The following is a 22424-nucleotide window of genomic DNA, read 5'->3' on the forward strand; positions in this document are numbered from 1 at the left end:
GCCTTGAGCTCGCCGTAACACAGCTTGCGCAGCTCACGGACGGACGCCTTGAGCCCGAAGTGCTCGAAGCCGGTGGCGGACACCCAGTTGGCCGCCTCGTTGATCGCGAGCAGGGTGCGCTCAAGCGCCGGTGCCTGCGTGGCATCCGGCACGAGCTTGACCTGCCGCACGATCTTCACAGATCTCACCATAGGATCTTTGTCGCCTCGATAGGGGCAAAATCCTGACATCCGCAGGGGTCGTAGCGTCGTCCACTCCCTCCACCCGCACTTGGTCTTCACACCGAAGTGCCGGCGCGGCCCGTTCACCGACGAGATCCAGCGCTGCGAGGAGATCATGCGTGACGTGTGCGCCGACTTCGGCACCGAGCTGCGTGAGTTCAACGGCGAGAGCGATCACGTGCATCTCCTTGTGCACTACCCGCCCAAGGTCGCGCTGTCGCGGCTGGTCGGCTCGCTTAAGAACCCCTAACAAAGTGACAGGTTCTTCAGTCGTCGCCAGCAGATGATGCCGCAGGCCAGGCTGAGGAAGGCTTCGTGGATGTCGTCGCGGATCTCCCAGCGAATGCGTAACCGGCGGAACCAGTGCAGCAGTGCGAAGCTCTGCTCAACCACCCATCGGTGCACGCCCAGCCCCGATCCGTGTTGGGTGCCGCGCCGTGCGATGACCGGGGTGCTTCCGGCGGCCCGGACCTGCTTGCGGTACTTGTCGTGGTCGTATCCGCGTTCGGCGTAAATGGTGTCCGGCCGTCGGCGGGGCCGTCCGCGTCGGCCCCGCACCGGCGGGACGGCCTCGATCAAGGGCATGAGCTGGGTGACGTCATTGCGGTTTCCGCCGGTCAGTGACACCGCCAGTGGAATGCCGTGCGCTTCGGTGATCAGATGGTGCTTCGAGCCTGTCCGGGCACGGTCGACCGGGCTCGGTCCGGTTTTGGGCCGCCCTTCAGGGCCCGGACATGGGAGCCGTCGATCACCGCCCTGGACCAGTCCAGCGCGCCGGCGGCGTGCAACTCGGCCAGCAGCGACTCGTGCAGACGCTGCCAGACTCCCGCGTCGTTCCAGTCGCGAAGGCGTCGCCAGCAGGTCATCCCCGAGCCGAAGCCCAGTTCCTGGGGCAGGAACTCCCACGGAATGCCGGTGTAGAGCACAAACAGGATGCCGGACAGGACCTTGCGGTCATCCAGACGCTTGCGGCCGGGCTGCCGTTGGGATCAGTTGCCGCGGTAGTTCTGCGGCCTACAGGAGTCCGCGGCCTTGCCGACGGCCGAGATGAGCCCGGGGACAAACTTGGGGTCATCTTCGTCGTCATAGGTGAGGTCGGTGCGCAGGGCCAGCGCGGCGATCACGTAGCGGTGCCTCACCTGGATGTTCGACCAGTGAGAACATTGGTGCCACTCGACGCCACCAGCGCGGGGGTTGTGGCCGGCCCCGGTCTGAGTGCGCCAGATGGTGAGGCGCCATCGCGCTTCGCCGTTCAGGTAGGTGTTCATGTCGTTGGACGCCTCCGCGTCGGGGAACGGGAAGACCTGGACGGAGACCAGGACGGGTCCTCAGGCGTGGCGTGGGGGCCAGGTTGCTCCAGATAAACCCCGGTCGTCACCTGTAGGCAGTCCGGTTCATCACCGATAAGAGCGCCTTCCTGGACCGGATCCCTCAACTCCTCGTCCCCGGCGGGGCCTTCTGGGTGGTCACCGAGCTTGCCGCACGGCGGGCCGACGACGATCCCCTCAAGAGCCTGGGCATCACCCCATCCGACGTCGAACTCCTCACCTCCCGCTGGTCCACCGTGACGGCCGTAGACCTCGACCGGCCGTCCTGCTTCGCCCTGCACCCGTGACCCCACTCGATCGGAGAAGACCACTTTGAGCAGCGAGCATGCTGGTAGTTCCGGCTATCGGAACTTGCGGAATGGGCAATGTGGGCGCCGGAAAGACGCCACCTTGGACTAAAAGAGCGTTTTGTTCCGGAGAACATGTTTGGTTCGAAGTAGCCGCCCTCGGCTTCGGCATCGCCTCGATCTGGTTCCCGCCGATCCTGCCCGTCACCGCTGGCGTGGGCCTGGTGTCCTGGGGCCTGGCGGGCGCGACCGCCATCGCGGCCGGTATGGGCTACGGTGGGGCAGCGCGAAGTTCAAGAAGGAGGACCTCGGCATGTTCTTGGTCGGCGGCATCCTCAGGGGCAGGGGCAAGACTTTGGAGAGTTTCGGTTACGTGAACGAGGTCGGCGCCAAGGTCTCCGAGGTCACGGGCGGCGTGGTCAGCGGCATCGCCGACCGCCTCGACTGGTAGGAACGCCCATGCTCACCGCACACTTCACGCTCACGCACTGGTGGATCGCCGCGATCGTCGCGGGCCTCGCCCTCGCGGCGGCGGTGCAGTCCCTGGCCACGAAGACCAGGAACAAGCTGATCGCGGCGGCGTCCGTCACGCTCGCCACAGGGCTCTACACGGCCCTGCGCGGATCCGGCGACGGGGCGCGCCAAGCGCTGCAGCTGTTCATCCTGGGCACCTTGCCCCTGGCGGTCCTGCGGCTCGTCTTCGCCGGGTACCTCAGGCGCCAGCTGGCTCTGACGCGCTCGGGGCAGCCGATGGAAGACATCACGGGCAAGCAGCAGGCGATCTTCTTCGCGACCTTCGTCGCCGTCGTGATCTGCATCGTTATTCTCTGAGGTACGCAGTGCAGCGCCGCCGCACCAGCGGCAGCGCTGCAGCACGACGGAGCCCGGCGTCGAAGATCCCGCCAGCTCGGCCCTGGGGATGAACCGCGACAGCGCGCCCGGCCCACGGCGGAGTTCGTCGCCGGTCAGCTCGCCGGCCTCGTCACCTTCCGGGCAGAACGGGAACGGTCGTGGGTCGGCAGGTCGGCATCCGAGCCCGGCTGTCGGCATCGGCATGGACGCAATGGCAGGTCAGGCGTATCGTGCCTCCGCACGCGATCTTCCGCGGGCCATGCGGTTCCTTTTCCTTGCCCGTGGGGGGCCTCCGTCATGTCCGTCTTCGAGAATCCACGCCCGTATGCCCTGCTGCCTGGCCGGATCCCGCGCCCGTCGCGCTGGATGCTCATCACGGTGTCGGCGTTGCTCGCGGCGGTGGCCCTCAGTGGTGTGTTCGCCGTGTATGCGGGCGTCCGGCTGTACACCCTGATCAAAGGGGACTTCGGCTTCGCCACCGCCCCGCAAGCTCAGCTGGACGCCGCGTACTCGCAGTACGAAACGGCCGGAAAAATCCAGGTCTGCGCGTACGCTCCCTGTGCCGTCATGTTCATCGTCTGGTTCTTCCGGATGCGGCGCAGCACCGGGCTGCTGGCACCGGACCGGTTCCGCAACGGCCCGGGCTGGGCCATCGGGGCCTGGTTCATCCCGATCGCGAACCTGTGGATGCCGTATCGCATCGCCCTCGACATGTGGGGAGCCGCGTCCCCGCTGCCGGCCGACGGCGAGTCTTTCCGTGCACCGATGTGGCCGGTGAACCTGTGGTGGGGTCTGTTCGTTTTCAACACCCTGCTCAGCCGGTATGCCGCTCGGCACTTCGACCGAGCCGACACCCTCGTGGAACTGCGCGACGCGGTCATGCAGTACATGGTGTCCGACGCCCTGGAGATCGCCGCGGCGGGCGCCGCGGTGTACTTCGTCGTCCGTCTGACGGCCATGCACTGGCGGAAGACCACCGAGGGGCCGTACCTGACCGCGGTGTAGCGTCCGCGATCCGTATCGGCCCCGCCGACCGTACGCCCGCCCCGTCAGGCGGCCCGGATGCCGGCGCAGCACCGGCGCCCCGCTCCGGCCCCGCACATGCCGTCGGCGCCGGGGTCCGGCAGGGTGGCGCCGAGCACAAGAACACGCCGGGCAGGCCGGTGGAGACGGCGCCAGGCATGCAACGTGCGGCGTCGCTACCGGATCACCTCGGTACCGACCAAGCAACCTGGCGGCTGATGGACGCCCTCGCGCCATGGCCGCCGCCATCGCCCCCCCGGACCAAGGCCGTCTTCCTGTGCGAGCCCGACAACCCCGCCGGCACGGCCGTCGGCACCGCCGGACTCGAGCGGTTCCTGGACCGGGTGCCCGGCGATGTCCTGATCGTCCTGGACGAGGCGTACTTCGAGTTCTGCCGCTCGCCGGACGCCCCGACGGTGTCGTGCTGCACCATGGCCGGCCCAACCTGCTGGCACTGCACACCTTTTGAAGGCGTACGGGCTGGCCGGGCTGCGCATGGAGGCGGAACTCTTCGAGCGGGTGGCCTGGATCGTCGTGGAGCGGGAGCGGACCCGCGAGGCGCTCCTCGGGCACGGCTGGGATGTGCTGAGCGCCCTGCGGGTGACCGTGGGCAGCCCCGAGGCGCACGACCTGCTGACCGCGGCGGCCAAGGAGACCGCACCACCGGCCCGGTGACCCGCCGCGAGCGGGGTCGGCGCCGGTGTCACGCCGGACCGATGACCTTCTTGCGCATGTGTCCGTAGACCACCGACGTGCGTACGTCGGCGAGTTCCGGGCGCTTCGTCAGCTTGTCCAGGACCACTGCGTGCAGATGGTCGGTGTCCCGGACCGCGACGTGCACGAGGAAGTCGTCGTTACCGGTGAGGACGAAGATCGAGATGACCTCGGGCATCCTCTCCAGGAAGGTCTGGAAGGCCTCGATCACCGCACGTGTCGGCGGGCGGACCCGTACGGCGATCACCGCCTGCAGCCCGCGACCGATCGCCGCGAGGTCTGCCTCCGCGTGAAATCCCGTCAGGATGCCGCTTCTGCGCAGCGACCGGATGCGCTCCAGACACGTGGACGGGGCGATACCGAGTTCCTGGGCCATGTCCCGGTTGGTGCGCCGACCGTCCTCCTGGAGCATCCGTACCAACGCCGAATCTAGTTCGTCCATGCTCGCCTCACCCCGCCGGATTCCGAAGGTAATTCGGACTCTTCACATCACCTTCGATGATCTTGTTAGCCTCCAGCCTAGTTGACTGACGTTCGTTCGGTCATGGTGTGGTCGGCGGCAGTGGGTAGTGGAGAGGGGCGACTTGATATGCGTGAACGAGGGCCCACGGTGTGGGCGGTGTGTGCGGTCATGGCGGCCGCGCTGTTCTGGAGCAGTTCGTACGCGGTGACCAAGCAGGTGCTGAAGGATGTCGGCCCGCTCAGTATCGGCGCCATCAGGTTCACCCTCGCGGCGCTGCTCCTGGGCGTGCTGGTACGGCTGAGCCGGCACCGCCCGGCCCGGCCGGACTCGCGGCAGCGCCGGCAGCTCTACCTGAGCGGGTTCCTCGGCATCACCGTGTACTTCATCCTGGAGAACGTCGGCGTCGACCTGTCCACGGCATCCGACGCGTCGCTGATCGTGGCCACGTACCCGCTGATGACGATGCTGGTGGAACTGGTCGTCTTCCGCACCCGGATGCCGCTGCTGAGGGTGACGGGCGTGCTGCTGGCCACCGTCGGCGCCTTCCTCGTCGTACGCAACGGGGCCGAGGTCGGCGGCAGTTCGCGCTGGCTGGGGGACATCCTGCTGCTGCTCGGCGGGCTGGCCTGGGCCGGCTACAACGTGCTCGGCAAGCGCGCGAGCGCCGGCCAGGACGCCGCGAGCGTCACCTACTACCAGACCCTGGCGGGCGCGGCCGGCTTCCTGCTCGCGTCTCTGCTGGAGGCCGACGACTGGCGGATGCCCGGCGCGACTGCCTCATCGCTGCTGGTTTACCTGGCCGTGGCGTGCTCGGTCGGCGGCTTCCTGCTCTACAACTACGGCCTGCGCAGGATGGCGTCGAGCGTCGCGGTCAACATCCTCAACCTGGTCCCGGTCTTCGGCGTCATCGGCGCCGTCGTGATCAACGGGGAGTCGATCCGGCTCGCCCAGGTGACGGGCGGCGTGATCATCATCGTCGGGGTGGCGCTCGGCATGATCGAGCAGGGACAGGGAACCACAGCGAAGCCGGACGCAGGGAGAAGCGAGTCTTCCAGGACTGCGACCGCTCGGACTGCGGCGGAGGCGGGGCCCGTACCGGACGAGCCCAAAGCGGCTGTCCCGACCGCGCACGGCGTGATCGACGGGACTCGGTAGCCGCTGAGGCTCACGGCTGTCACGTACTGCCGTGTTGAGGCAGGTCACCTGCCGCATTGACGAGATGATCCATGGCGGCGAGTTCTGCCTCGCAGGTCTGCTGCGCCGTGACGGCGATGTGGCAGCCGGAAGTACTTCTGTCGGCCCGTCTCCCTCCTGGCGGCCCAGGTTGCTGGTGGTGCACGCCTGCGAAATCGGCCGACATGCGAATCCCCCTGGTCGGGTGGTCCACTGGAGGAGGGGTGTCATGGATGAGGGGGTGTCATCGCCTCCCGATCCTCGTGGCCGCAGCAGTGTCGTTGCTCGGCGAGGCCGGGCGCTGCGTTCTCCGCATGAGGAGTCGCCGCGAGCGACGTAAGTGACGAATCCGACAACGTGGCCCCATCGAATACCTGGTGGTCGAATGCCCGGGCAACCGCCCTACCGACGAAGCCCTTTCCGTTCCTCGTCGGCCTGGTCGACCGGGTGGTGTCCCACCGAGTGGGATGCTCTGGCCGGTCGGCGGATGCGACACCGGGAAGGGGAGTCGCTTGCTCCCGCCGGGACGGCTCAGCACCGAACAGGAGCCCGCTCCGGCGGCGCGCCGGACCTGGCGGAGCAGGCGACCGTCGCGCTGTCCCGGCGCGGCGTCAGGGCCTCGGTGATCCGCCTCGCGCCCACCGTGCACAGCTCGCTCGATAACCAGGGCTTCGTCCCCGCCCTCATCGGCATCGCTCGGCGTACCGGCGTGTCCGCCTACCTCGCTGAGGGCGCCAACCGATGGCCCGCAGCCCGGCTGTACCGGCTGGCTGCACCGGCAGGAAGGGAAGCGGGCGCCTACTAGGGCAAGCCGGCAGCGACACCGTCGATGATGCGCTGGTACTCCTCCTGGGCCGGGACGGAAACATCCTCCTCGTGGCCGCCGCCTTCCCCTTGGCGCACCAAGATGCCTGAGCAGAAGAGATGGTTGTCGGCAACCACCGTTTGCCCGCCGACCCTGCGGCCGGTACGCGCCTCATATACGTCGATGCGGTAGCGGCCCTGATAGTACGTCACACTCCACCCACCCGAGAACGCACAGGTCATGTCGAACGTGCGCTGCTCGAGGCGGCTGCACGCCACCAGTTGAACGTCATCCGGGTCCGGATCACCCGAGCCCTTGCCCGCAGACGTGACCACCGGGTCGGCGCCGTGTTCCTCATCGAACAGGACCACCGGATGCGGGCCGCTCGCGCTGTAAGGGGCCGCCTTGGCATACGGGGCATCGGAGTTCGTGCACAGACGCGCGAAGTCCCGCAGATAGTAAGGCCGACTGGCCATGACGACATCACTGAGAGGCGACAGCGTGACCGCCCACACCACGACAGAGGCCACAGCCACGAGCCCCGTGCCGGCAAGAACCCGCTGAGCCGGCGGCGTCGGCACCGGCTCCCGGAGCTCGATGGCCTCGACCAGGGCTTCACGGGCGGTCACGGTACGGAACGTCACGTACCGCTGTTTGCCGCCGTCGAGCCAGAAGAGCCGCCACGAGCCGCGCCGAGCCTCGCCACCCTGCACCAAGGCGGCCCCCTCCACCGCGTCCCATGCGATGGCGGTCGTCTCCGTTCCTCCCATCCCCACCAACAGACCGCCATCGCACACCGCGTACCACCGTCTCCCGCCCCGGACCAGCAGCCAATACACCAAGCCGCCCCAGGAACCCCCCAGCCAGATGAACACCGCGACGGGTCTGACGCCCGGGTCGAAGTCCAGTTCGGACAAGGCCTCCATGAGGAACAGCACGGTCGCCCAGTCGAGACCGAGCTTGGCGATCACCAGCACCAACGCGTGCCAGCGTTCGTGATGCACCCGCCGCACCTCGCCGAGTCCGGCCTCCATCGCCAGTCCCGGCAGCGAGCGCCGTAGCTGCCACTCCCCCACGCGTCCCTCCCGGTCGGACACCGACACCGACACCGTCTCCGGTGTGTAGGGTCTCGCCGCTCGCGACATGTCGATCTTGCGTGACCTGGGCGTTCTTGGCTGTCTCACGGCCTTGTCACCCATGATCAGTCTCAAATCCGGGGCATTTCCTCGCGAGGGCGAGGTCGAGATCAGGCGGCTTGCCCGTGTCGGCTGAGTACACCACGCTGAGCCCCGAGCACGAGGACTACCGGCGAGCCCAGATCGCGCACCGATGAGTTTCCCGCGCCGCGCTGGTCTATACGCCGGACACCCACGGACGGAAGGCTGGGCCATGCGGAAACTGATCTACGGCATGAACCTGACCCTGGACGGCTACATCGCCGCGGCCGGCGACGACATCGGCTGGAGCGGACCGCCGAGCGACGAGCTGTTCCATTGGTGGCTCGACCACGAGCAGGCGAGTGGCCTGTCGCTGTATGGGCGCAAGCTGTGGGAGACGATGAGCTCCTACTGGCCGACCGGCGACCAGCAGCCCAACGCCACCCCGGCGGAGATCGAGTTCGCGCGGAACTGGCGGGACACGCCGAAGGTGGTGTTCTCCTCGACGATCGACAAGGTCGACTGGAACACCCGCCTGGTCACCAGCGACGCGATCGCCGAGATCACCCGGCTCAAGGCCGAGGACGGCGGCCCAATGAACATCGGCGGCGCAACGCTCGCCGGGGCGGCCATGCGCGCCGGGCTGATCGACGAGTACGCGATCGCCGCCTATCCGGTCCTGGTGGGCAGCGGCACGCCGTTCTTCACCGCGCTGGACAGCTGGGTGAACCTGAACCTGGTGGAGACGCGGACGTTTCCCGGCGGCGTGGTCCTGACCAGGTACGAGACGAGGCGCTGAGCAGCAGCACTGTCCGTTCTCATCCATCGTGTCAGGGAGCCATGTCGGCGAGCTGCGTACTGACAACTGCCTTGAGACAAGACGGGCGAGCGATCCGGCCGGGGATCAGTGGGCTTGGACGTCACGGGGTCGATGTCTCAATGGTCTTGTCAGCTCCGGTGAGCGCCGACCAGGCAAGTGACAGAACCACAGAGACCCCGCGCGGTGGATTCTCATCGAGCTTGTCAGTTTTCCGAGCCAACACCGCCTCATCGGAACGTGGCCTGGCCGCCGAACGGGCGCTCCAACGCGCACCATGCGGCATGAGCGGAGGTCGTCCGGCGGTGTCCTACCGAAGCGTGGTCCCTCTCGACACGCTATGTGACACCTACGGCTTGGCCGACGAGGTGATCGGCGATCCGGCCGGGGCTGCGGAGTCCGGCACCCCCGCGTAGTCGGGCAGCTCGACGCCGTTGATCGCGCGCCCGACCAGCTCGGTGAACCATTCGCTGGCGAAATCGGGGCGCGGCTCGGCGTCTGGCCCGGGGACGTCGCGGCTGCGGGCGTTCAACCGGCCGATCTCCTGGTTGGCCTCGACGAACGAGCGCATCCGCGCCTCGTAGCGGGCGAACCCGGCGTCGGGGTCCCATCCGGCAGCGGCCAGCTCTCCGGCCAGCAGGTAGGCGCCGACCAGGGCCAGCCCGGTGCCCTGCCCGGACATCGGCGACGAGCTGAACGCCGCGTCCCCGAGCAACCCCACCCGTCCACTCGACCAGCGGTCCATCACCACCTGGGCGACCTGGTCGAGGTAGAAGGCCGGAGTGTCGTCCAGGTGCGCGAGGATGTCCGGGGTCAACCAGCCCAGGCCCGCCATCCGCTCCCGCAGCAGGACCTTCTGGGCCGCGACGTCACGGTGGTCGACGTCGAAGTCGGCCGAGGCGAAGTAGAACATGGCCATCGCCCGGGTGGCGTCCTGGATGGGCCGCAGGAGGGCGGAGCGCCCGGACTCCTGATCCTGGTACTCCAGCAGCCAGCCGTCCAGCCCGAACTCGTTGGGCACACTGTAGAAGGCCAGCACGTTCCGGAGGTGGCGGAGGAATCGCTCATGCGGCCCGAAGACCATCGCTCGCAGCTCCGAGTGCAGCCCGTCTGCCCCGACCACCAGGTCGAAGCGCCGCCGGTTGCCGCCCGCGAAGACCACGTCGACCCCGTCCGCGTCCTGGGCGAGCTCGGCGATTCGGTCGCCGAAGACGTACTCGACGCCGTCGCGGGTGTCGTCGTAGAGCACCTGGGACAGGTCCCCGCGCAGGATCTCGATGTCCGCGATGAACCCGTCGCCACCGTCGTCGTCGGCACGGAAGGTCTCCAGCACCTGCCCGTCCGCGTCCACGGTGTGCGCGCCGGCGGTGTCGGTGCACGCCGCGCGCACCGCCGCGTCCAACCCCATGCGCCCGATGACTTCCTTGGCGACCCCGCGCGCGTCCACCGCCTGCCCGCCGGGACGCAGCTCGGGAGCCCGCTCCACCACGGTCACCTCGGCCCCCCGCCGGCGCAGCCAGTGGGCCAGCGCGGGTCCCGCGATGCTCGCCCCCGCCACCAACACCCTGGGACCGCTCACCCGCGTCCCCTGCCCGCCCGTCCGGATCGCGTGCCCCTGGTCGGAGTCGTCGACGCTCATCACAGCCTCCATGTGCTTCCTCCCGCGCTGGAACGTCCCCAGCACAGGCCCACCGCTGTCGATGTATCCAGCCGTATCGACCACGGATCCGCACAAAACTCATCGGTCACGGCAGACATTGATGAGAAACGCCAACTCCGATGAGACTCACATCAACCCAGACTGGCGTAAACCAGGCGAGCCAGCCTGTCAGCTAGGCCGCCGCTTGAGAATTCGCCAGATCTGCGCGCAACACAGTGAGACGCTGAAAGGACCAATGAGAACGGACAAGCACCCACGCGCTAGTCTCACGGTGATGTCGTATACGACATCGGTACGACACGGCCCGTGAGATTACGACATCAGCCGCGAGACCATACAGCGGGTGTAGGGTCTGGCGCTTCGCTGCATACGCCGAGGCTGTGACCTGCGACTTCTCGCGGTATCTCATGCTGCTTCATCTGCGGTTGTCTCGGCTCTCGGTGTATCCCTGCCAGGTTTGCTGAGGCCGCTCCGGACAGGCAGATCGTGACCTGCGGTGTCTCACGGCCCGCTATCACCCGGAACGGCGGTGCGGTCGGCTGTCTGCGCCTGCATTCCCAAACTCCTGCCGGATGTGCTCTCCGGGGCCCTCGATCCGGGGCCCGTCTTCGACCGTGCCGTCCCCCTGGCCGAGGTGCCGGACGGATGTCAGGCGGCACGCTTCACGTGGCGGACCAGCCACATCAGCAGGGCGTCCAGGTCGGCGGCGCCCGAGAGGACCCGGTCGACCGCCTCGGGGGTGTGCAGCCACTCCTCGCAGCCGAGGGGCGGGCGGCGATCAGCGAACGGTGGCGCAGCAGGTTCGTACGGGAGTGGTCCGTCGGATAGCCGCGCGGGGGGCGTTTCATCACGTCCCCGGAGATGTCGTAGCCCTTCTTCCGCACGTCCTCGACGATGGCGGACAGTTCGCGGCCACTCCCCTCGGAGGCCACGGCTTTGCGGAACATGTCCACCTAGCCGGGATCGGGGTACCACCAGGCGCCCTGGATCCGCAGGCCGTCCAGGGCGAACCGAAGACCGATCTCGATCTTGCGGCCGAGCCGGATCACCGCGCCCTTGTGCTGCCACCACCAGGAGTCGGTGCGGTAGTGCCAGACGGAGAAGTCCTCGTACCGGGGGTCGGTGTCCGCGACCGCGTTGAGCAGGGCGATCATCGGCTGTCGGACCAGGCGTTCGCGGCGACGGCGACGGCGACGGCGACGGCGACGGCGAGGTATCGTGCTCGCTACACGAGGCTTCCGCTTACGTCACCGACAACACCGGCCAGGGCATCCACTGGGCCACTCGCGCCCTGGACCCGCAAGGAAACGCACACCACGATCCTGCCCCACGACCCGCACCTGCCCGATATTGGTAACCCCCGGCTATTGGAACTTGCTGAGTGGCGTCCTAGGCAAAGAACGCGCGCCAACGGGTGGCTCGTCGGTTTGACGAAAACGGCTGGCCGGGAGGTCGACCACAAATGCATGGTTGCCCGTGACGACCACGAGCACATGCATCACCAGGGAACTGCCGAAGGCGGAGTCAGCGCTGGCGCACGCTGAAGCTCTGGTGCGGGTGGCCCCGAGCCACGTGCGAAGGCGCATGGGGCAACCGGACCGTGTGTCATGTTCACTGCGGGGCGCGCCGCCCGGGCGTAAACCGCTTTCGATGGTCATGGCACGGACCATCCGCCATCGATGATCAGCTCGGCTCCCGTCATATAGCGGGATTCGTCCGAGGCCAGGAACAGGGAGCCGTATGCGATCTCCCGGGGAGAGCCCATGCGCTTCATGGGTACGACCTTGACCTGCTCCTGCAGGTCTTCCTTCGTAACGTTGCCGCCGCCGAACTCGGTGTCGATCATTCCGGGGTGGAGCGAGTTGACGCGGATTCCCTTCTCGGCGAACTCCAGGGCGACCGACTTGGTCATGCTGCGCACGCCGCCCTTGGATGCGTGGTAGGCCACGGAGCCTGGGCTGCCGATATTGGCCCATAGCGAGCACACGTTGACGATGGCGGCACCCTCGCCGGCATCGAGAAGGGCGGGAGTAGCGGCCCGCATACCCAGCCACTGGCCATCGAGGTTGACCCTCAGCAGTTGCGACCACACATCCGGGGTGATGTCCATCAGCCCGGCGGGGTGGTACACGGCGGCGTTGTTAACCAGCGTCGTGAGCCGACCGTACGCGTTCTGGGCAAGCCTAACGGCGGAGGACCAGTCCTCGGACTGGGTCACGTCCAGATGCAAGTACGAGACTGAGGCGCCCTGCTCCCGCAGCCGACTCGCCAGGGCGTTGCCCAATTCGTCCCTCACGTCGCCGAAGACAACGGAAGCGCCTTCTTCGGCGAAGAGTTCAACAATCGCTGCTCCGAGCCCTCGCGCGCCGCCGGACACGAGGGCAACTTTCCCCTCCAGTCTTTGAGGCATTGCTTCTCCTGTACTTCCGTGACGGCACGGGGGCCGGTGGGCTTGGTCGTGATGCCCCGATTGACGTGTGTCCACAGCCGGTTGGTGGCATTCGATTCCCTGCCGGCCGAACCATCGGAGCCGGGCACCTGATCCCGCACATATGCGGAGAATAGGCGCTTTGATCCCATTGCGGCCACCTGGTCCACCGCCGAGGTCGGTGACGGCCTGGGCTGCAACAGGTCCTTGCGCTGCAGCCTCGGGAAGGGCTGCCGCTGACTGCTGAATCGGATGCTGTGCGCCAGGCGGTGAATCCGGCACCTGGGACGGTAGGGATGGTCCGGGCTGAGGTCACGTCACGGACACCTCCGCCCATCGGGTGACACCGTCAGGCCGGGTGATCACCCTGTAGCGGTTGGCCACGGCGGCGACGATGGTCATGCCGCGGCCGCTTTCGTCCGACGGACGATCCCTCCGGTCGCGGTGCCGAGGCGATGGCCCTCCATCAGCGACCTCGATCCGCAGGCTGCGTCGTCGGTGCGTCCATGAGAGCCGGAGGACAGCGGGGGGCAGGGCATGGGTGACGGCATTGGTCACCAGCTCAGAGACCACCAAAAGGACGTCGGCCGCGCTGTCCGGTTGCAGGCCCAAGCAGTCCAGGACGGCTCGGGCCCGTGTGCGCACGACGCCTACGTCCTGAGCGATGCGAGGAAGCGGGCAGACGAAGACAGTACCGGGTGGGGACACCCGGACCTTGTCGGAGTCGGCGGCGATTCCCGGCATCCTCGGAGAATTGATCCAGTGCAGACCAAGCACGGCAGCATAAGCTGGCGTAATCATTGGTGTCTCCTGTAGCGGAGGAATCACGAAGTGAGCGCGGTCAGGGGTGCAGGACGGCCTTGACGGTGCCACCACTTTCGAGGTCGGCGATTGCCTGCTTGATGTCCTCGAGCGGGTAGTGCGTCATGAGCCGGTCCACGGGGAACTGGCCCTGTCGGTAGAGGTCGACCAGCCGGGGCAGGATGACGGCTGGCGCCGCGTCGCCAAGGGTTGTTCCGTGTACCGTGCGGCCTCGGAGCATCTTCCATACGTCGACCGGGAACGTTTCGCCGACGGGAGTAACGCCGGTGATCGCGGCGTGGCCCGTCTCGATGAGCACATCGACGGCGGTGCTCATGACTCCGGGCTTTCCGGCGGCTTCCACGGCGTACTGGACGCCTCCACTGGTCAGTTCGCGGATGATCTCGGTGACATCGCCGTCGGCCGTGCTGACGGCGTGCGTCGCGCCGAGTTCGAGTGCGAGGTCCAGCTTGGGCCTGCGGTTGGCGACGGCAATGATCGTTGTGGCGCCAGCGGCCTTTGCGGCCATGATGCTGGCCTGTCCGACGGCTCCGAGCCCGAAGACAGCCACGCTGGTGCCCGGCTCGACACCGAGGGTGTTCCACACGGCGCCGGCCCCGGTTTGGATCCCGCACCCGAAGGGGCCCAGAACGCCGTGGTCGATGTCGTCGGGGACCTTGATCGCATTGCTCGCGTGCGCCAGTGCGTAGCCGGCCCAGGACGACTGCCGCATGAAATGGCCGTGCACGGGCCAGCCGTGAGCATCACGGAGGCCTGTGGAGCCGTCGAGGCGCGTGCCCGCGAAGTTCATGGGGGCGTGGTTGTCGCAGTAGGGGTAGTAACCGGCACGGCACCTGGGGCACGCACCGCAGGCGGCGATGCCCAGAGCGACGGTGTCGCCGGGAGCGACGGTCGTAACGTCAGCTCCTACCGCTTCCACTACGCCGGCGCCTTCGTGACCCGCCACGAGGGGCAGGGGCAGTTCCAGGGTCCCCTCGAGGATTTCCAGGTCGGTCCGGCAGATCCCCGAGGATTCGATCCGGACAAGAACTTCGTCATGCCGCGGATCCTCGACTTTGATGTCCTCCAACTCCACAACACCCTCGGCCCTGATCACCGCGGCGTGCGTTTTGGTTGGCATGCTTCCTCCTGCTAAATGCGATGTTGTACGCGTCCCGCTCCACCATGTACGCGCTGTGCTGGTGCGGGGGCGACGCGTCGCCCCCGCACCGTTGCCTCCTCATTCGTATGGGCATCGAAGCTGGCCGTGATGACGAGGCGATGGGCTTCAGCAGGTCAGAACGACTGGTCCGTCGGGCGAATGACGATCTCGTTGATGGCGCGACGGCGCGGGCTGGTCGCGATGTAGGCGACCGCGTCGGCGATGTCCTCGGGGTGGAGCTTCTCGACGCCCGCGAACAGCTGTTCGTCGCTCTCCTGGACCTGCGGCTGCTGGTGCCCGAAGAGCTCCGTGTCAACGGCGCCGGGGCCGATCACGGAAAAGCGCACGTTCCGCTTCGTGTACTCCTGACGCCAGGACTCGGTGGCCGCGGTGACCCCGAACTTGGTGGCGTTGTAGATCGCCACGGTGGGCGCCGCATGCCGCCCGGCCACCGAGCTGATGTTGATCACATCGGTGACCTTCCGGTCAGCGGTCTTCGCGGCCTCCAGGAGGTGCGGCAGGGCGGCCTTGGTGATGTACATCAGACCCTTGAGATTGACGTCCACCATCTGGTCCCACTCGTCGACCCGGGCACGGACCGAGTCTCCGTTGAGCATGACACCAGCGGCGTTCACCAGGATGTCGAGTCGTCCGAACTGGTTGATGACCTGCTCGACGATGCCAGCCGCGGCGTCGGAGTCGCTCACGTCAGCCACCACCACCAGCGCTTGGCCACCCTTGTTTGTGATGGTCTGAGCGAGCTCCTCCACCCTCTCGCGACGGCGGGCGACCAGAGCCACAGCGGAGCCTTCCTCGGCAAGCCGCAGCGCGGTGGCACGGCCGATTCCGCTGCTGGCTCCTGTGATGATCGCCACCGTAGATTCCAGATTCGCAGACATACTTCACTCCTCATTTCAGCCATAGGGGCAGGTCAGGCCCGATGTATGAACCCTCTTACTTAAATGTAAGAGGGTTCTCTCATCGAGTCAAACGTCCGCGGGTGGGGATGATGCGAGGGGCTACTCCAAGGGGAAACTGAATGTAAGGTGGTTCTTACATTCAGTAGGAAGGGATAGCCGTGCCGAAGCGCAGCACGTACCACCACGGGGACCTCAAGGCCGCTCTGGTCGCGACTGCGCTCGAGGTCATCGCCGAGCAGGGCGTCAACGCGCTCTCGGTGGCCGAGGTCGCCCGCCGGGCCGGGGTCAGTAGTGCAGCCCCATACCGTCACTTCCCCAGCCGGCAGGCACTGCTGATCGCCTGCGCCGTCGCCGCAGCACACCAGCTGGCGAGCGAGTTGCGGCAGGCAATCTCAGCTGCTGAGCAGGCCAGCGATGAGTTCGACCCGGTCGAGGCCACCGCAGCAGCAGCAACTGCGTACACCCGCTTCGCCGCGGAACACGGATCTGGGTTCGACTTGATCTTTGCCGAGGAGCTACAGGGCGCTGGCGACCAGGAACTGCTGGAGGCCGGACGTGGCGTGATGGACGTCTTGCTGCCCGCCGCGCTGGGAGTCACCGGTGGAGACGCTAAGAGTGCTCTGGAGCTGCTGGAACAGCAAATTGCGGGGGCCCACGGATACGCAACCCTGCACCGAAGCGGCTTCCTGCGACGGCGGCACGCGACCGCCGAAGACGTGGCATCCCACGCAGCCGCCATCGCCCGCAGCCTGTCGCGCGAGGCCCAACGCGCCACGCAGCAGAAGGCTTGAGCCGCTCATCCCTTGGACCCTGTCGGTCAAAGAGCGCCAGTAGGCAGAAGGACGCTTCGTAGCTTGGCGCCCCGCCTCGCTGGGGTGTCGAGCCTGTCCAGGTAGGCGCTGAGCTCGTCCGCGAGCTCCGAGGGAGGCCGACCTACCAAGCGGTTGTCACCCTCGCGGCTTACTCCTGATGGGGTCATGCCAGTTTGAGCAGGAGGTCTGGGCCCTGCTGACCGCCTACCAGGCATTGCGGATCGCGATGACAGACGCCACCGACAGCATCCCCGGCACCGACCCCGACCGCGCGGGCTTCACCACTGCCCTCGCCGCCGCCCGCGACCAGCTCGTCCTGGCCGCCGGCGTCATCGCCGACACCCACGTCGACCTGGTCGGCACCATCGGCCACCACGTCCTGGCCCAGCTTCTGGCCGCCCGGCGGGTCCGCACCAAAGACCGTATCGTCAAACGCGCGATCTCCAAATACAACGCACGCGGACCCGCCATCGACCGGACCACCTACAAGGCCACCATCAGCATCACCATGCTCACGGACACCTCTTGACACACCCGACTCCGCCCTAACTGAACGGCGTGACTCTGTTGGTGATGTTGGTAGGTCATGCGGCGGCTGTGCACAGGGTGCGGAAGCGGGTGGCCCGGCGTCGCGTTCTGGGTTCGGTATCGAGCCAGTCCGCGACACGGGTGATGTTGCAGGCCAGTGCGGTGAGTACGTGCTGGACGTGGGTTGTCGCCAGGCCTCGGTAGCGGGAGCGGCGCAGGCCGTGGGTGCGGACGTTCTGCGAGAGGGTGGCCTCGATGCCAGCGCGGATCGCGTAGCGGCGCTGCCACTCTTCGGTGGCCTGGTCGAGCCGGTTGCGCATCTGGATCTCGTGGAGTTCGCGGGTGGGCAGCAGGGCGAGGGCCCTGGGCCTGGTGGCGGAGGTGGTGCACTGTGGGCGGACCGGGCAGGCCAGGCAGTCGGCCTTGGCGACCTTGACCTGGAGGTAGTCGTGTCCGCTGATCCGCAGTGGTCTCCACTCCCGGCTGACCGCGCCCTGTGGGCAGGTGGCCTGCTGGCGGTCCCAGTCGACGGGGAAGGCCGATTTGGCGAAGCCTGAGCTGGCCCTGGCCTGACGGCTGTGGTCGGGGACCACCGGGCCGAGCAGCGTGATGCCGTGCACGCGAGTGGCCCGTTCGACAGAGGGCGGCGAGGATCTTCCGCGCGGTAGCGCTCGCGGGTCGCGTGGGTCGGTTCGCCCTGGAGCTGCCACAACACGTCCATGGCCTGCTCCGGCCAGCCCGTGAACTGTCCGCGCATGCGCGCAGGATAGCTCAGGGAGGCGTAACCCCAGACAAGGTGGGAGGTGCTGCGGCAGGGCTGGCCGACCAGTTCGATGTGCCGTGCGCGGTAGGCGAGTTCGTCAAGGAACACGCAGAGTGCAGTCGATATGAAGCGGGCGGTGAGATTGTGCAGCCGAACTTGAGATCCCACAACAAATGTAGGATCTCGCGGCTCGTGGCATAGCGCAGCACGACTGACCAGCAAGTTCCTCATCTGTCTCAGGACACGTTCCTGCACCTGAGTCTCAACTCCCATGGCATTTCCTAGGGCCGCGTCCGGCCCATGCTGGAAGATGGGGATGTGCTGCCCTACGTCTATCGCGTCACCAAGTACGACCCCACCGACCGTGATGAACACGGCCACTACATCGGCCCCGAGGACACGGTCAGCGATCATGGCCAGGTCGAGGCGGCCTATCTTCAAGCGGTCGAGGCCTTCGCAGTGAGTACCGGAATCGATCACCTGGCCGTTCGCGAGCCGCAGGTCCCGTCCCTCGTGCACTTCGGTGTCGAGCAGCCGCTGGAGGGCTTCGGCCTGGACGGACTCTTCCCGACCGGCCCGTCTGGCTTCCACGACGGGGCAGAGGTACCGCTCGACATCGCGCTGGCACTGGTTCGGATCATGCTCCGTGACGGCGGAGCCTGGTGTCGGCTGGAGGCGGAGGATGCCTTCGCGGTGCACGTGGGATGGGACCAGTACCTCTACATCGGCAGCAGCCAGCCCTGCGAGGAGGCGCTGGTCCGGACTCGTGCGCTCGGGCTGTTCCCGGAACGCGTGGACGCGTCTCCGTACGACGTGGAAACCGATGGCGATGACATCCAGCGGCCCGGCGACGACGAGTTCTGGGCCGGTCTGCACTGGGCCGTCGCCTCGCGCCGTGCCGGAATCCTGGAGGTGGCATATGTCGAAGGCGCCTCGGGGTGGCACCGCCTCACCCGCGACACCATCGACACCGTGCGTGCCGGCCTCGCTCCCCGCGCTCGGCTGGCCGTCTGGCCAGACCTGTCCTCCGACATCGACGCGGTCCTCGGCGCCCGCCCCGCCGAGGGCCTGGTCGAATGCATCTGGCAGGACGAGGCTGGTCGGCTGCAGAGCGCCATAGTCGACGAGGACGAGTTCCCGGAGCTGGCCACCCGGATTTCCGGTACCAGCGCTGCAACGCTTCTCCCCATGTACGCCGATGAGCGTACACCTTTGTTCACCGCCGTCATGCCCGACAGCGACGGAGTGGTAAGGGCTCGCTGGCGGACCGAGCCGACGCCGGGCGACCGGAACTGGGCCTTCCTCAAGACCCTTCACCGAGGCGAGATCGTTACCGGCTCCGTGACCCAGATCGCTAGTTTCGGCGTCACCTTCGTGGACATCGGCGGCTTCGAGGCGATGATCAATATCCCTGAGTTGTCATGGCGTCCCATCAACCACCCCTCCGACGTCGTTGCCGTCGGTCAGGAGATCAGCGCCGAAATCCTCGACGTCGACCCGATCCGCGAACGCGTGTCACTGTCGCTCAAGGCCCTGCACGAAGATCCGATGCGGCTGCTGACCGGACAGATCGGCCAGACCATCGTCGGCCGCGTCACCAAGCTCGTACCGTTCGGCGCGTTCGTACGCATTGAAGAGGTGGAGAACGGTTTCGAGGGGCTGGTGCACAACTCCGAACTGGGCGAGAGGCATCCGGACCATCCGCAGCGGGTTATCCAAGTCGGGGACGCACTCGCAGTCAAGATCCTGGACATCGACCCACTCCAGCGCCGCATCACGCTCTCGCACCGGCAGGCGATCTCCGCCCGCCGGGACGAACCCGGAGCCTGACACACATCCGGATCCGGGTGCCCACAGGCATCGCCCTCCGCTTTTTCGCTGCTGCTCAATGTGCAGTGTCGCGGAGGTAGAGGGCGGCGAGCCTTGGGAGTCGGCGTCGCATCTCATCGGGATCGTCGAATTCGAAGTCCTCGCCCATGTCTTCGGAGCCTTGGCCGGAACCGTCACGTGAGGCTGCGTACTCGTCCCAGGCGTCGTAGAAGTCCTCGTCACCGCCGGTGACGCGCTTGAACGCGCCGCTGGCCGCGTAGTTGACGTCCTCGTAGAAGACGGCTTCATCGTCGTATGCCTCGGCGGCGGCGATCACCGCAGGATGCTCAGCGAGACTGTCCGGGCAGGCTGCCGTCCTCTCGTACCAGTCGCGGCCCAGCGCGATCAGGCCGGCGCGGAAGTCCATGAAGCTGTCGTCCGAGCAGCCGCCGCCGATGAGGTAGGCGGCGGCCCACACGTCCCATCGGTACACGGCGTCATGCACCTCGTCGAAGCGTTCCTGGTAGCGGAGGATGTCGTACTGGGTGCAGGTGGCCAGCTCATCAACCAGGGCTTCGTCGAAAGGCCTGTCTGGCCCGACGGCCGAGCGGGCGGCCTCGATGATGGTCCAGAACTCAGAGGTGTCCATAACTGGGCACTTTGCCAGTTGGGTCTGACAAAGGCTCCTGTCGGGGTGGACGGCCTCCACCGTGATCACGTGCCGCTCGAGCCGACCCCGTATTCCGAGTCCCATCGGATTCACGGTGCGGATAGCCAACCCGTTGCGGCCCTGACGACCCGCTTGCCGAGTGGCGTGAGTTTCATGGGCCGGCCCCGTTCGGCTCGTTCGAGTAGCGGGCCGCCCAGTTCGCGGGCCAGGCGGTTGATCTGAGAGACGAGGGTGGGCCCGTTGACGCCCATGTCCCGGGCTGCCGCGCCGAGGGTGGGATAGGCGGAAGCTTTCACGAACCGCCGGAGGTGTTCTTCAGCGGCGAGGCCGTTGAGTGCGGGTCGCAGCAAGCGGGGAGCCTGTCTGGCTTTCTCCCGAATGCGGAGGCTCTCGTCATGGCTTGCGCCGCCGCGAGGACGCAAGGGGATCTCGTGCATCCTGGCCCACTTGGCGACGTTCGCCATGGTCATACCGGTCTCCTCGGCGATGTCGGCGAGGGTGCGACGGCGTGTGACGTACTGCTCGTGAAGCCATTCGCGGGTGATCTCCTGACGGTGTCGGTACTCCTTCGGAGTACGGATCGGGATCTTGTACTCGTCGGCGATACCTCTGATCACGTCGGCCTGGACGCCGTAGAGCTCTCCGATGGCACGCAGGGACATCCGCTGATCGATGTAGAGCCGCGCAAAGGTGGCTGAGTCAAGGACTTCGCGGACGGGGTCGGAGACGGGGGCGGGCCACGAGCGTCGTTCGCTTCTATCGGGTGCCGGGTACCGGTCGAGGAGGCAGCGCACGACGTCAATCGTCGTCCGCAGGTCAGCGGCGGCAGCGGTGGCCGTCATTTCGTCCTGGCGGATCAGACTGTGCAGCTCCTTGATATTGATCTCGGAGGCGCGATGTCCGGGCAGGCCGAGGTCGTGGAGGAGATAGTCCGGCGGGTACCAGGTCACGGGTTCGTCGGTGATGCGGTTGCGCTGCAGGAATTCCTCGGCCGCGTGGTCGAGATGCGCGAGAAGCTCGGGGGTCAACCGGAGGTAGCGCATGGCGTGTTGGCTGCGGGCGGAGTTGTTCTCGGGGGTGCAGGTGGACGGTGCCATTCGGGCGGGCAGGCCGCTGATACGCAGGAACACATAGCTTCTGAAGAGTCGGGCGAGGGTGCCTGTGCTGCGGACGATGTCGCATTGCTGGGCGATATCGAACCATTGGCCGTCGGGGAGCAGGAGGGTGTAGTCGAGGCGTCGGCGCCGCTCGTAGTCGATCGGGGCGGGGCAGGTGTCGAGGTAGTCCGCGATATGGATCAGTGCGGCCTGGATGTCTGGCCACTGCTGGTGTTCTCGCAGGTGGCCGAGCATGCGGGAGGACATGAATCCGGTGGTGGCCTGGCCCAGGCGTTCGGCGATGACGTCGATGGACTGGCGGTTGCCGACGAGCCCGATGAGACAGGACAAGGCAGGTCTCATGATCCGGTGGTCGTGGAGTTCGGGCGGTGCGAGGGCCAGGGCGAGTTCGGGCCAGAGTGCGGCAGGGAGTGAGCGGATACGCTGGACGGGGATGTGGTCTGGCTGGGTGCCTGGATGGAAGTTCTGAACGCGGTAGCGGAGCTGGTAGACAGCCTGGAGCTGAGGACCGATGGCCGCGAGCTGGACCGCGCGGAGGGCTTCGGTGGTGCCGGTGCCCCAGGGGGCGAGCAGGCTTCGGCCCGGTGATGGGCGCGACTCGCGTTCGGCTTGGATGATCCAGCGTGCGGAGGTTCCGGCTTGCTGGATGTCCGGTCGTCTGAGGATGTCCACGGCGAGAACGACACCGGCCGCAGTCATGGCAGCGCTCTTCGGCGTGTGCATCCCCAGGGACTGAATGCCGACGTCGGTCGGGGTGAGAAGGGCGTTCAACTCATCGGTACTGATGCAATGCCGCGTAGTTAGCGTGTGACGCGATCCGTCAAATCGCCTGTGGGGGCGGCGTGTTGTGGAGGCATGGAGACGGGACCTCGGGTATGGCAGGTAGTCGACCAAGATCTATCTGCTGTGCGAG

At 67.0% G+C, this 22424-nt stretch carries 23 protein-coding genes and 3 pseudogenes; 12 read left to right on the forward strand and 14 right to left on the reverse strand.

All coding sequences use genetic code 11. The annotated features are described in order from the left end of the window. Positions 1–228 precede the first annotated feature (228 nt). Positions 229–462 (forward strand): annotated as a pseudogene (gene tnpA, locus ACTWQJ_RS19235) (IS200/IS605 family transposase); the annotation flags it as partial. A 5-nt stretch (positions 463–467) separates the two neighbouring features. Here the strand turns inward: tnpA and ACTWQJ_RS19240 are convergent. Both ACTWQJ_RS19240 and ACTWQJ_RS19245 read right to left on the reverse strand, forming a co-directional pair. Next, positions 468–1204 (reverse strand): annotated as a pseudogene (locus ACTWQJ_RS19240) (IS5 family transposase); the annotation flags it as partial. Between the two features lie 6 nt (positions 1205–1210). Next, positions 1211–1489 carry a hypothetical protein gene (locus ACTWQJ_RS19245; protein WP_443307863.1) on the reverse strand — a complete coding sequence of 93 codons (279 nt, stop codon included), beginning with the start codon at positions 1487–1489 and terminating at the stop codon, positions 1211–1213. Between the two features lie 194 nt (positions 1490–1683). Here ACTWQJ_RS19245 and ACTWQJ_RS19250 point away from each other — a divergent pair, with 194 nt between their 5' ends. From ACTWQJ_RS19250 to ACTWQJ_RS19270, 5 genes and pseudogenes are all read left to right on the forward strand, one after another. Next, a complete protein-coding gene (locus ACTWQJ_RS19250; protein ID WP_443307864.1) occupies positions 1684–1836 on the forward strand; it encodes a hypothetical protein in 153 nt (50 codons plus the stop codon). A 313-nt stretch (positions 1837–2149) separates the two neighbouring features. After that, positions 2150–2287, forward strand: coding sequence for a hypothetical protein (locus ACTWQJ_RS19255; protein WP_443307865.1), 138 nt, complete (start codon positions 2150–2152; stop codon positions 2285–2287). 8 nt (positions 2288–2295) lie between these two features. Next, on the forward strand, positions 2296–2667 hold the full coding sequence (locus ACTWQJ_RS19260) for a hypothetical protein (protein ID WP_443307866.1): 372 nt from the start codon (positions 2296–2298) through the stop codon (positions 2665–2667). A 318-nt stretch (positions 2668–2985) separates the two neighbouring features. After that, positions 2986–3693 carry a DUF4328 domain-containing protein gene (locus ACTWQJ_RS19265; protein ID WP_443307867.1) on the forward strand — a complete coding sequence of 236 codons (708 nt, stop codon included), beginning with the start codon at positions 2986–2988 and terminating at the stop codon, positions 3691–3693. Between the two features lie 275 nt (positions 3694–3968). Beyond that, positions 3969–4386, forward strand: a pseudogene (locus ACTWQJ_RS19270) (aminotransferase class I/II-fold pyridoxal phosphate-dependent enzyme); the annotation flags it as partial. A gap of 28 nt (positions 4387–4414) precedes the next feature. Here ACTWQJ_RS19270 and ACTWQJ_RS19275 read toward each other — a convergent pair. After that, a complete protein-coding gene (locus ACTWQJ_RS19275) occupies positions 4415–4867 on the reverse strand; it encodes an Lrp/AsnC family transcriptional regulator (protein ID WP_398904525.1) in 453 nt (150 codons plus the stop codon). Between the two features lie 147 nt (positions 4868–5014). On the opposite strand from ACTWQJ_RS19275, the gene ACTWQJ_RS19280 reads away from it, so the two are divergent. Continuing rightward, a complete protein-coding gene (locus ACTWQJ_RS19280; RefSeq protein WP_443307868.1) occupies positions 5015–6043 on the forward strand; it encodes a DMT family transporter in 1029 nt (342 codons plus the stop codon). A gap of 505 nt (positions 6044–6548) precedes the next feature. Beyond that, positions 6549–6866, forward strand: a complete 318-nt coding sequence (locus tag ACTWQJ_RS19285; RefSeq protein ID WP_443307869.1) for a hypothetical protein — start codon at positions 6549–6551, stop codon at positions 6864–6866. Here the strand turns inward: ACTWQJ_RS19285 and ACTWQJ_RS19290 are convergent. Next, positions 6863–7942, reverse strand: a complete 1080-nt coding sequence (locus ACTWQJ_RS19290; protein ID WP_443307870.1) for a hypothetical protein — start codon at positions 7940–7942, stop codon at positions 6863–6865. The genes ACTWQJ_RS19285 and ACTWQJ_RS19290 overlap by 4 nt on opposite strands. Positions 7943–8255: 313 nt before the next feature. Here ACTWQJ_RS19290 and ACTWQJ_RS19295 point away from each other — a divergent pair, with 313 nt between their 5' ends. Beyond that, on the forward strand, positions 8256–8822 hold the full coding sequence (locus ACTWQJ_RS19295; RefSeq protein WP_443307871.1) for a dihydrofolate reductase family protein: 567 nt from the start codon (positions 8256–8258) through the stop codon (positions 8820–8822). 367 nt (positions 8823–9189) lie between these two features. Here ACTWQJ_RS19295 and ACTWQJ_RS19300 read toward each other — a convergent pair whose 3' ends face one another. From ACTWQJ_RS19300 to ACTWQJ_RS19330, 7 genes are all read right to left on the reverse strand, one after another. After that, on the reverse strand, positions 9190–10479 hold the full coding sequence (locus tag ACTWQJ_RS19300) for an FAD-dependent monooxygenase (RefSeq protein WP_443307872.1): 1290 nt from the start codon (positions 10477–10479) through the stop codon (positions 9190–9192). A gap of 704 nt (positions 10480–11183) precedes the next feature. Next, positions 11184–11447 carry a DUF2461 family protein gene (locus tag ACTWQJ_RS19305; protein ID WP_443307873.1) on the reverse strand — a complete coding sequence of 88 codons (264 nt, stop codon included), beginning with the start codon at positions 11445–11447 and terminating at the stop codon, positions 11184–11186. 6 nt (positions 11448–11453) lie between these two features. Then, on the reverse strand, positions 11454–11654 hold the full coding sequence (locus ACTWQJ_RS19310; protein ID WP_443307874.1) for a hypothetical protein: 201 nt from the start codon (positions 11652–11654) through the stop codon (positions 11454–11456). Between the two features lie 500 nt (positions 11655–12154). Then, on the reverse strand, positions 12155–12910 hold the full coding sequence (locus ACTWQJ_RS19315; RefSeq protein WP_443307875.1) for an SDR family NAD(P)-dependent oxidoreductase: 756 nt from the start codon (positions 12908–12910) through the stop codon (positions 12155–12157). A gap of 330 nt (positions 12911–13240) precedes the next feature. Beyond that, positions 13241–13729 carry an ATP-binding protein gene (locus ACTWQJ_RS19320; RefSeq protein ID WP_443307884.1) on the reverse strand — a complete coding sequence of 163 codons (489 nt, stop codon included), beginning with the start codon at positions 13727–13729 and terminating at the stop codon, positions 13241–13243. 40 nt (positions 13730–13769) lie between these two features. Continuing rightward, positions 13770–14870 carry an NAD(P)-dependent alcohol dehydrogenase gene (locus tag ACTWQJ_RS19325; RefSeq protein ID WP_443307876.1) on the reverse strand — a complete coding sequence of 367 codons (1101 nt, stop codon included), beginning with the start codon at positions 14868–14870 and terminating at the stop codon, positions 13770–13772. Between the two features lie 155 nt (positions 14871–15025). Continuing rightward, positions 15026–15790, reverse strand: a complete 765-nt coding sequence (locus ACTWQJ_RS19330; protein WP_443307877.1) for an SDR family oxidoreductase — start codon at positions 15788–15790, stop codon at positions 15026–15028. Between the two features lie 179 nt (positions 15791–15969). On the opposite strand from ACTWQJ_RS19330, the gene ACTWQJ_RS19335 reads away from it, so the two are divergent. Beyond that, positions 15970–16602, forward strand: a complete 633-nt coding sequence (locus tag ACTWQJ_RS19335; protein ID WP_443307878.1) for a TetR/AcrR family transcriptional regulator — start codon at positions 15970–15972, stop codon at positions 16600–16602. A gap of 178 nt (positions 16603–16780) precedes the next feature. Beyond that, positions 16781–17152 (forward strand): hypothetical protein, encoded by a 372-nt coding sequence (locus tag ACTWQJ_RS19340; RefSeq protein ID WP_443307879.1) that lies wholly within the window; start codon positions 16781–16783, stop codon positions 17150–17152. A 55-nt stretch (positions 17153–17207) separates the two neighbouring features. Here ACTWQJ_RS19340 and ACTWQJ_RS19345 read toward each other — a convergent pair whose 3' ends face one another. Then, complete coding sequence (locus ACTWQJ_RS19345; RefSeq protein WP_443307880.1) at positions 17208–17771, reverse strand: transposase; 564 nt, start codon at positions 17769–17771, stop codon at positions 17208–17210. A gap of 443 nt (positions 17772–18214) precedes the next feature. Between ACTWQJ_RS19345 and ACTWQJ_RS19350 the strand changes: the two genes are divergently transcribed. Next, positions 18215–19744 carry a S1 RNA-binding domain-containing protein gene (locus tag ACTWQJ_RS19350; RefSeq protein WP_443307881.1) on the forward strand — a complete coding sequence of 510 codons (1530 nt, stop codon included), beginning with the start codon at positions 18215–18217 and terminating at the stop codon, positions 19742–19744. A 55-nt stretch (positions 19745–19799) separates the two neighbouring features. Here ACTWQJ_RS19350 and ACTWQJ_RS19355 read toward each other — a convergent pair whose 3' ends face one another. Both ACTWQJ_RS19355 and ACTWQJ_RS19360 read right to left on the reverse strand, forming a co-directional pair. Continuing rightward, a complete protein-coding gene (locus tag ACTWQJ_RS19355; RefSeq protein WP_443307882.1) occupies positions 19800–20372 on the reverse strand; it encodes a DUF4240 domain-containing protein in 573 nt (190 codons plus the stop codon). 110 nt (positions 20373–20482) lie between these two features. Continuing rightward, entirely contained in the window at positions 20483–22210 is a 1728-nt protein-coding gene (locus ACTWQJ_RS19360; protein WP_443307883.1) for a LysR family transcriptional regulator, read from the reverse strand. Positions 22211–22424: the final 214 nt, after the last annotated feature.

Origin of the sequence: Streptomyces sp. KR55 (assembly GCF_052245645.1) — a bacterium.
GTDB classification, from domain to species: Bacteria; Actinomycetota; Actinomycetes; order Streptomycetales; family Streptomycetaceae; genus Streptomyces; species Streptomyces flavusporus.

Coding starts and splice junctions, on each gene's coding strand:
- ACTWQJ_RS19245 (WP_443307863.1), bottom strand. CDS start 1,489: ATGAACACCTACCTGAACGGCGAAGCGCGATGGCGCCTCACCATCTGG.
- ACTWQJ_RS19355 (WP_443307882.1), bottom strand. CDS start 20,372: ATGGACACCTCTGAGTTCTGGACCATCATCGAGGCCGCCCGCTCGGCC.
- ACTWQJ_RS19285 (WP_443307869.1), top strand. CDS start 6,549: ATGCGACACCGGGAAGGGGAGTCGCTTGCTCCCGCCGGGACGGCTCAG.
- ACTWQJ_RS19305 (WP_443307873.1), bottom strand. CDS start 11,447: ATGTTCCGCAAAGCCGTGGCCTCCGAGGGGAGTGGCCGCGAACTGTCC.
- ACTWQJ_RS19325 (WP_443307876.1), bottom strand. CDS start 14,870: ATGCCAACCAAAACGCACGCCGCGGTGATCAGGGCCGAGGGTGTTGTG.
- ACTWQJ_RS19360 (WP_443307883.1), bottom strand. CDS start 22,210: ATGACTGCGGCCGGTGTCGTTCTCGCCGTGGACATCCTCAGACGACCG.
- ACTWQJ_RS19330 (WP_443307877.1), bottom strand. CDS start 15,790: ATGTCTGCGAATCTGGAATCTACGGTGGCGATCATCACAGGAGCCAGC.
- ACTWQJ_RS19255 (WP_443307865.1), top strand. CDS start 2,150: ATGTTCTTGGTCGGCGGCATCCTCAGGGGCAGGGGCAAGACTTTGGAG.
- ACTWQJ_RS19295 (WP_443307871.1), top strand. CDS start 8,256: ATGCGGAAACTGATCTACGGCATGAACCTGACCCTGGACGGCTACATC.
- ACTWQJ_RS19300 (WP_443307872.1), bottom strand. CDS start 10,479: ATGAGCGTCGACGACTCCGACCAGGGGCACGCGATCCGGACGGGCGGG.
- ACTWQJ_RS19315 (WP_443307875.1), bottom strand. CDS start 12,910: ATGCCTCAAAGACTGGAGGGGAAAGTTGCCCTCGTGTCCGGCGGCGCG.
- ACTWQJ_RS19260 (WP_443307866.1), top strand. CDS start 2,296: ATGCTCACCGCACACTTCACGCTCACGCACTGGTGGATCGCCGCGATC.
- ACTWQJ_RS19350 (WP_443307881.1), top strand. CDS start 18,215: ATGCTGGAAGATGGGGATGTGCTGCCCTACGTCTATCGCGTCACCAAG.
- ACTWQJ_RS19340 (WP_443307879.1), top strand. CDS start 16,781: ATGGGGTCATGCCAGTTTGAGCAGGAGGTCTGGGCCCTGCTGACCGCC.
- ACTWQJ_RS19265 (WP_443307867.1), top strand. CDS start 2,986: ATGTCCGTCTTCGAGAATCCACGCCCGTATGCCCTGCTGCCTGGCCGG.
- ACTWQJ_RS19275 (WP_398904525.1), bottom strand. CDS start 4,867: ATGGACGAACTAGATTCGGCGTTGGTACGGATGCTCCAGGAGGACGGT.
- ACTWQJ_RS19280 (WP_443307868.1), top strand. CDS start 5,015: ATGCGTGAACGAGGGCCCACGGTGTGGGCGGTGTGTGCGGTCATGGCG.
- ACTWQJ_RS19310 (WP_443307874.1), bottom strand. CDS start 11,654: ATGATCGCCCTGCTCAACGCGGTCGCGGACACCGACCCCCGGTACGAG.
- ACTWQJ_RS19320 (WP_443307884.1), bottom strand. CDS start 13,729: ATGATTACGCCAGCTTATGCTGCCGTGCTTGGTCTGCACTGGATCAAT.